At 51.0% G+C, this 7,748-nt stretch carries 7 protein-coding genes; all 7 read right to left on the reverse strand.

Annotated elements, in window-relative coordinates; translation table 11 throughout:
• The 7 genes from pheT to AACW87_RS10935 all read right to left on the reverse strand — a co-directional run bounded on the left by pheT (position 1) and on the right by AACW87_RS10935 (position 7,261).
• Positions 1-2,388: a phenylalanine--tRNA ligase subunit beta gene (gene pheT, locus AACW87_RS10910; RefSeq protein ID WP_241325001.1), complete on the reverse strand. Its 2,388-nt coding sequence runs from the start codon at positions 2,386-2,388 to the stop codon at positions 1-3.
• A 12-nt stretch (positions 2,389-2,400) separates the two neighbouring features.
• Entirely contained in the window at positions 2,401-3,384 is a 984-nt protein-coding gene (pheS, locus tag AACW87_RS10915; protein WP_042866463.1) for a phenylalanine--tRNA ligase subunit alpha, read from the reverse strand.
• Between the two features lie 687 nt (positions 3,385-4,071).
• Positions 4,072-4,332 carry a tyrosine-type recombinase/integrase gene (locus tag AACW87_RS10920; RefSeq protein WP_241325002.1) on the reverse strand — a complete coding sequence of 87 codons (261 nt, stop codon included), beginning with the start codon at positions 4,330-4,332 and terminating at the stop codon, positions 4,072-4,074.
• Positions 4,329-4,661, reverse strand: coding sequence for a phage integrase (locus tag AACW87_RS22620; RefSeq protein ID WP_445206852.1), 333 nt, complete (start codon positions 4,659-4,661; stop codon positions 4,329-4,331). Before AACW87_RS22620 ends, AACW87_RS10920 begins: the two co-directional genes overlap by 4 nt.
• Complete coding sequence (locus tag AACW87_RS10925; RefSeq protein WP_241325003.1) at positions 4,553-4,777, reverse strand: hypothetical protein; 225 nt, start codon at positions 4,775-4,777, stop codon at positions 4,553-4,555. Before AACW87_RS10925 ends, AACW87_RS22620 begins: the two co-directional genes overlap by 109 nt.
• A 312-nt stretch (positions 4,778-5,089) precedes the next feature.
• Positions 5,090-6,976, reverse strand: coding sequence for an acyltransferase family protein (locus tag AACW87_RS10930; RefSeq protein ID WP_241325004.1), 1,887 nt, complete (start codon positions 6,974-6,976; stop codon positions 5,090-5,092).
• Positions 6,977-7,123: 147 nt separating this feature from the next.
• Positions 7,124-7,261, reverse strand: a complete 138-nt coding sequence (locus tag AACW87_RS10935) for a hypothetical protein (protein ID WP_241325005.1) — start codon at positions 7,259-7,261, stop codon at positions 7,124-7,126.
• Positions 7,262-7,748 lie beyond the last annotated feature (487 nt).

Consider the following 7,748-nt stretch of genomic DNA (forward strand, 5'->3'; position numbering starts at 1 on the left):
TCAATCCCTCAAGGATGCATTCAACTCTTCACCAAGGGCCCGCACGACATTGTCTACGGTCTCGGCAATCTCTTTCTCCTCCAGAGTGCGCTGGGTGTCTTGCAATACAAGACTGATGGCCAGGCTCTTCTTGTCCTCTGCCATACCAGCACCCTGGTATACGTCAAACAAGTTTATTCCAACTACCTGATTTCCGCCAACTTTTTTAATTACTGCGAGGACATCGCCGGCCAGAACCGCAACATCGACCACCACGGCAATGTCGCGACGGTTGGCAGGGAAGCGAGAAACCTCGGCTGCAACCGGCACCTTGGCAGGGGTCAGCTTGTCCAGCTCCAGTTCAAACATGACGGCGCGACTCTTGAGACCCAGCTTCTTCTCGAGGCTCGGGTGGATCACGCCGATGTGGCCGATGACCACGCCGTTGCGCAAGATGGCTGCGCTCTGGCCCGGGTGCAGGGCACTGTGCTCGGTACGCTCGAAGCTGAAGGTGGCCCCTTCGGCGGTCAGATCCAATACCGCTTCCAGATCCCCTTTCAAATCAAAGAAGTCGCTACCGCGGTTCTTGATGTCCCAGTGCTCGTCGCTCTGATTGCCGGTGATAATGCCGGCCAGCATGGGCTCCTGACGGATGCCGTTTTCGGCACTCTCGTCCTTTATGAAACGCAGGCCCTGCTCGAACAGACGCACCCGCGCCTGCTGACGGTTCTGGTTGTAGACCACCGCCTGCACCAGACCCGGGAACAGCGACACCCGCATGGCGGACATCTCGACCGAAATAGGGTTCGGCAGCACGATGGCATCGCTCTGCGGATAGAGCAGTTGCTGCGCCTTGGGATCCACGAAGCTGTAGGTGATCGCTTCCTGGAAGCCGCGATCAACCAGCAGGTCGCGTACCCGCTTGAGGGTCACCTGCCCTTCAGCCTGCTCAACCATGGCCAGAGAGGCGGCCGGTTTCAGGTTCGGGATGTTGTTGTAGCCGTAGATGCGGGCCACTTCCTCGATGAGGTCTTCCTCGATGGCGATGTCAAAACGCCAGGAGGGCGCCAGCGCGGTCCAGCCGTCAGCATCCACAGTGACCTGCATGCCGAGGCGGGTCAGGATCTCGACCACCTGGGCATCGCCTACGCTGATGCCGATCACCTTGTCGAGCTTGGTGCGACGCAGTTTGATCGGGGCAGCCTTGGGCAGATGGGCATCGGATTTGACCTCGATGACCGGACCTGCTTCGCCGCCGCAAATATCCAGCAGCAGACGGGTGGCTCTGTCCATCACCTTGGCTTGCAGCTCGGGATCCACCCCGCGCTCGAAGCGGTGGGAAGAGTCGGTGTGCAGACCGTAGGCACGGGCACGACCCGTGATGGAGAGCGGCGCAAAGAAGGCGCACTCCAGCAGGATATCGGTGGTGGACTCGGACACGCCGGTGCGATCGCCACCGAAGATACCGGCCATGCAGGCAGGGCCCTTGGCATCGGCAATGACGAGCGTGTTGTCTTTGAGCTTCACTTCGTTGCCGTCCAGCAGGGTCATGGGCTCATCGGCCTTGGCACGGCGCACCACCAGTTCCCCTTCCAGCTTGGCCAGGTCGAAGGCATGCATCGGCTGACCGTATTCCAGCAGCAGGAAGTTGGTGATGTCGACGATGGCGTCGATGGAGCGGATGCCGCCACGGCGCAGCTTCTCCTGCATCCAGAGCGGGCTCTGCGCTTGCAGGTTCAGCCCCTTGATGACGCGGCCCAGATAACGCGGGCAGTCGGCGCTTGCCTCGACCCGGATCGGGAAGGTCGCGTCTATGGTGGCAGCAGCCGGTGTCCAGCTCGGCTCGACCACGTCGACGCTGTTGAGCACGCCGATCTCGCGGGCAAGACCCGCGATTCCGAGGCAATCGGCCCGGTTCGGGGTCAGATCCACGTCGATCGCCACGTCATTGAGATTGAGGTAGTCGCGAATGTCAGTGCCGATGGGGGCATCGGCCGGCAGCTCTATGATGCCGTCCGCTTCCACTTCGATACCCAGCTCGCTGAAGGAGCAGAGCATGCCGTGAGACGGTTGGCCACGCAGCTTGGCCTTCTTGATGGTGAAATCACCCGGCAGGGTCGCCCCTACTTTGGCCACGCACACTTTCAGGCCCTGGCGGCAGTTCGGCGCGCCACAGACGATGTCCAGCAGCTCGGCCTCGCCCACGTTGACCTTGGTCACTCGCAGCTTGTCGGCGTCCGGATGCTGGGCGCACTCGACCACTTCACCGACCACCACGTTGTTGAACTGGCCAGCCACCGCTTCCACGGCGTCCACTTCCAGGCCGGCCATGGTGATCTGCTCGGCCAGTGCGTTGTCACTCAACTCGGTGCGGACCCACTCCATCACCCAGGATTTACTGAATTTCATGTTCTCTCGCCCTTACTTGAACTGCTTGAGGAAGCGCAGATCGTTTTCGAAGAAGGCACGCAGGTCATTGACCCCGTAACGCAGCATGGTCAGGCGCTCAACGCCCATGCCGAAGGCAAAGCCGGAGTATTTTTCCGGATCGATGCCAACCGAACGCAGCACGTTCGGGTGCACCATGCCGCAGCCCAGCACTTCCAGCCACTTGCCGTTCTTGCCCATGACATCCACTTCGGCGCTCGGCTCGGTGAACGGGAAGTAGGAAGGACGGAAACGTATGGTGAGATCTTCCTCGAAGTAGTTGCGCAGGAAGTCGTGCAGTATCCCTTTCAGCTCGGTAAAGCTGGCATGCTCGTCAACCAGCAGGCCTTCAACCTGATGGAACATAGGCGTGTGGGTCATGTCGTAGTCGTTACGATAGACACGGCCCGGCGCTATGATGCGAATTGGCGGCTGTTGCTGCTGCATGGTGCGGATCTGCACACCCGAGGTGTGAGTACGCAGCATCAGATCGGGATTGAAGTAGAAGGTATCGTGATCGGTACGCGCCGGGTGATGAGCCGGAATATTCAGCGCATCGAAGTTGTGGAAGCCATCTTCAATCTCGGGACCGCGTTCCACTTTGAAACCCATCTCGCCAAACAGCCGCTCGATGCGCTCGACGGTGCGAGTCACGGGGTGCAGACCACCGTTCTCGATACGACGGCCCGGCAGGCTGATGTCGATGGTCTCGGCAGCCAGCTTCTGGTTCAGCTCCTGCTCCACCAGTGCATCACGGCGTGCGTTCAGGGCATCCTGAACCTGCTGCTTGGCCTGGTTGATCACGGCGCCCGCAGCGGGACGCTCTTCGGCGGACAAGGCGCCCAATGTCTTCATCTGCTCGGTAAAAAAGCCTTTTTTACCCAGATATTTGACCCGGATCTCGTCGAGGGTCGCAACGTCATTGACGCCCTCAATCTCGGCCTTGGCCTGGCCGACTACTTCTTCAAGCTGTTGCATGTCTTCCTCGTCACCACTCCCGAAACAGGAGCCTGTTAGGCTAAATAAGGTCAAGAGGGGAATAATACAAAAAAAGCCCCTTGGCTGACCATAGTTATGGCGGGCTTTTCTCCCTAGAAATCATTTTGTTATCAGGCAAGCAGCCTGCCCTGCCCTCTACGTTCATCAAATATGGGTAAAGAATGCTGGTTTGTTGGCATATGAAGACAACATGTTGCAGGGATAAAGAGCAATGGGTGAGCGCAATAACAGGACGTAAAAATGACGAGCAGCAAAAGACGGGCAACAAAAAAGGAGGCCTGAGCCGCCTTGGTATGTATACCAAAAACAATTACTTACGCTTAAATCAATGAATTATGCACTACAGCAAGTGACGCTTAGTCACTCCAGATGACCCTGTTTAGGGCTCTTTGTCATGCGGTGGGCAACGGATTTTCTAGCGGGTTGAAGCGCATGGCATCGCTCAGGTAATCCGGAACAAAATGGGCATAGGTCATAGTCTGTTGGATGTTGCGATGGCCCAAAATTTTTGCAACGCGAGGATGTTACCCCCTGACATCATGAAATGTGATGCAAAAGTGTACCAAAACACGTGCACCACCTACCCTGCTGGCAGATCAGGCGCTACTGACTTGATCACCTCACGCACCAACATATAGTTGAGACCACGAAACAGCGGGCCCCGGTTCACCCGTTTGTTATATATTTGGTCAGTTCGGCAGAGATCTGCACGGTGCGGTTCTTGCCATTCTTGGTGTTGATGTAGATCACCCGGCCGGCCAGCACATCCTCACCGCGCAGATTGGCCGCTTCACTCCAACGCGCCCCCGTGGCCAAGCAGAGTTTGACCACCTTCAGATTATCCCCCGATAGCGCGGCAAGCACTTCTCCGATCTCTTCTTGGGTAAGATAACCCATCGACCGCTCAACCAGCTTGACCTTCTTCATCTCTTTGAGCAGATGTTCATGGTGGTCATGACCGAGAGCAATGAGTACCGAGCCCCGCTCAGCATCTCTTGCTCACGGTTGACCATCTTTGACTGACGGCCAGCATGCAGTCGCTGTACCCGATACTCGGAAAACCAAGCACGGGTCACCTGCCGAGCCAACGGATGGTGCAACGCGGCATCTATATCGCGGGGTTTCTTGCGCACCGCTTCCCCTGCTTTCAGGGTCTGGCAGTGGTAACGCCACCAGAGTTTGATAAGCTCAGAAAGCAGCCAGTTATCTGCCGGGCGATCAACCCACTCTTTATTGTGCTCGGTGGCAATATCCAGCGCTCAAACTGCTGGGCCTCGGACTTAGTCTTGAAGCACTTGCGGATCCGCTTTCCCTCCCTCCCCAGCGGGCGGATATCGATCAGATAACCCTCGGGAGTGGACTTGATGCCCATTGTCCCTCCTGATATATCCATTTTCCTGAACCAACACCGTAGCACGGTTCCCAGCCCCAGCTCATTCACTCTCACCATCCTCCATCAAAATACTGGTATTTTATACCGTACATTATGATAATTAGCAGTGTTTAACTGAAGCGACGATATACATGTAAAGCAGAGAATTATAGGCGTAACAGGGATGGTAAACATTGAGACACTCAATGACAGGAGGAGCCAGCTGTCTGTAGTCTCCTCCTGTCATCTAATCAACACGGGGGCTTGTTCAACCCCTTCATACAGAGCTCAGATACCAGCGCACCTAATAATCTACAAATCCAGCTTTTCAGCTACGTAGCGTCCAATTAGCTCACTACCAAGGATATTAAGATGGTTATCATCTCGATATAAAACATTGTTATTCTTGATCATTCCACATTTTGTTTCCGTACAGAGTGGGCTATATATGTCAATGTATGGCACATGATAATCCTTACTGAGCTTAGTCAATACCGCTCCATACATATCTCTTTGATACTCAACCGAATCCACATATAGATAACAGTAAGAAACAGCCTCTACTGAATTTTTTGCATACGCGCAGATTTGTGCATCTTTATTATATTTCGGAATGTCGCCTAAAATGTAAACTTCCTTTCCTGCATTCAATAACGTTTTGATCGTTCCAGAGAAACCATCATAAAGGCCTTCAACATCCCATTTTAATCGACCCATATAGTTCATTGTAAGAATAACCTTCTGATGCTTTTTATTGCTGATCAGCTCATTGAATATAGTAGCGAACTCTGGATTTTCAATATATGGTTTATCACTCTTGATATAAAAAGCGACATTACTATTAGACTTAACCTCAGCAAGACCAATAAATAAATGCTCAGCGTGACTATCACCAAGAAGCACGACATCAGGCACCCCCTCCTTGGACTGTTTACAACGTAAGAATCCATTCCATGACAATGCCTGCTCAGCTATTACTTTCGGTTCACAGTCGAAATAATTTTCATCAATATATTGATGAAATAATAAATGCCCAATATCTCCACCGAAAGATCTGTCTACTCGATTTGAAAAACCATCCGTCATCCTGCCCCATATGCCAAAGACTATGAAAATGGATAAAAACAAGAAACTTCCAGAAAAGATCACTCTCTTGTTTACTGTATATTTATTACGAAATGGCAGTTCAACAAACTTCCAACTTAGATATGCAAGAGCAAAGGTAACAACAGACAGTGTTGCAAACATGGCCTTACTTGGCTCATTTAAGGTCATGTATCTTGCAAACACAAACAGCGGCTGGTGCCACAGATATGCACTATAGCTGATAGCCCCAATACGCATGAAAAGCTTATTGCCAATTATTTGGCCTAGCATTGTTTTTTGCGTTGCAAAAACAATTATTAACCCAGCACCGATGGTAGGTGCTAATGCATAAACGCCAGGAAATGGCGTTATTTTACTGTAGAAAAATATTGAGTACAGTATAAGCAACAATCCCAAGCCGGTGCCACATTCATTGGCTATGCGATTACGAATTTTGACTCGATATAAAAATAGTGATATCAAAGATCCCAGTAATAGCTCCCAACCTCTTGCGGGTAAAAAATAGAACGCCATTTCAGGATTAGTTATGGATACCCACTGGGCAAAACCTAGGCTTGCAAAAAACAGAATCGATAACACAGTTAACACATACTGCTTTCCTAGTTTCATGAACAAAATGAAAAGCAATGGAAAAATGACATAGAACTGTTCTTCTACAGCCAAGCTCCATGTATGAAGCATTGGTTTCATCTCAGCAACAGTATCAAAATATCCGCTTTGGTACCAAAATAAAAAATTTGACAAAAACAATGAAACTGCCGTTATACTATCGGCGAACTCTTTCATATCACCAGGCAAAAACAAAAACCAAGCCGATATGATACAAATACCCATGACTAGAAATAATGCAGGAAAAATCCGCCTAGCCCTTCGTTCATAAAAATTAACTATCGAAAATCGACCTGTTTTTGATTCTTCAGAAATAATAGTCGTAATTAGAAACCCGCTAATCACAAAGAAAATATCAACACCAACAAAACCACCACCAAAGGTTTCAAAGCCAGCATGGAACAATATTACCGGAAGAACTGCGATAGCTCTAAGGCCATCTATTTCGCGCCTGTATTCCATTTTAGACCAACATAATTTCATGTTAATATAATTCAATCCATTTTTATCCCATGCAAACACACTGGAAATAAAAAAGAATGCTAAAGATCAGCCATACAATACATTTTCCTGAGAACCTAGTCAAAGCTGTTAAGACATCGGTTTAGAAAGAAGAAGTAACGACCCATCTTATTCGATGGCGATCACCCAGCGTTCGAACTGCTGAGCCTCGGACTTGGTCTTGAAGCACTTGCGGATCCGCTTGCCCTCCCTCCCCTGCGGGCGGATATCGACCAGATAACCCTCGGGGATAGCTTTGATGCTCATCGCCTCTCCTTATATAGGCAGGCGGTGACAACAGGTCGGCACCAACCACGTGGCATGATTCCCCCCCTTTCTCAGGTACTCATTGCAAAACCACAAGATACTGTGTTTATATACAGAAACTTGAGATAATTGACAGTATTTAGCTATACATAAGCAAGCTGGGAATGGTGGGAGTGAACGAGGTAGTTATTGTATCTACTTACCAATTAGCTATGAGGAGCTATAACAATCGCCTCCTATCGCTAAGCCATAGCTGACGATCATCTAGACCTAGGCTGTTCTCTTAAAGTGATGAAGATATAATTTCACATCTTCTCAACAGTTTAAGACCTATGCAGTATCCTGTCGTTACCAGTTGACTGTAGTGGTCAACTAAATCCGGACACACAGTTAAGCCGATTCTCGGCCTCTGCTGGCGGTATCCCATCATTGTGTTGATGTGGACGCCGCCAGTTATAGTAATCCATCAGGTAGGAACTGATATCCC

It is taken from the genome of Aeromonas sp. MR7 (genome assembly GCF_963899385.1).
Lineage (GTDB): Bacteria > Pseudomonadota > Gammaproteobacteria > Enterobacterales > Aeromonadaceae > Aeromonas > Aeromonas bestiarum.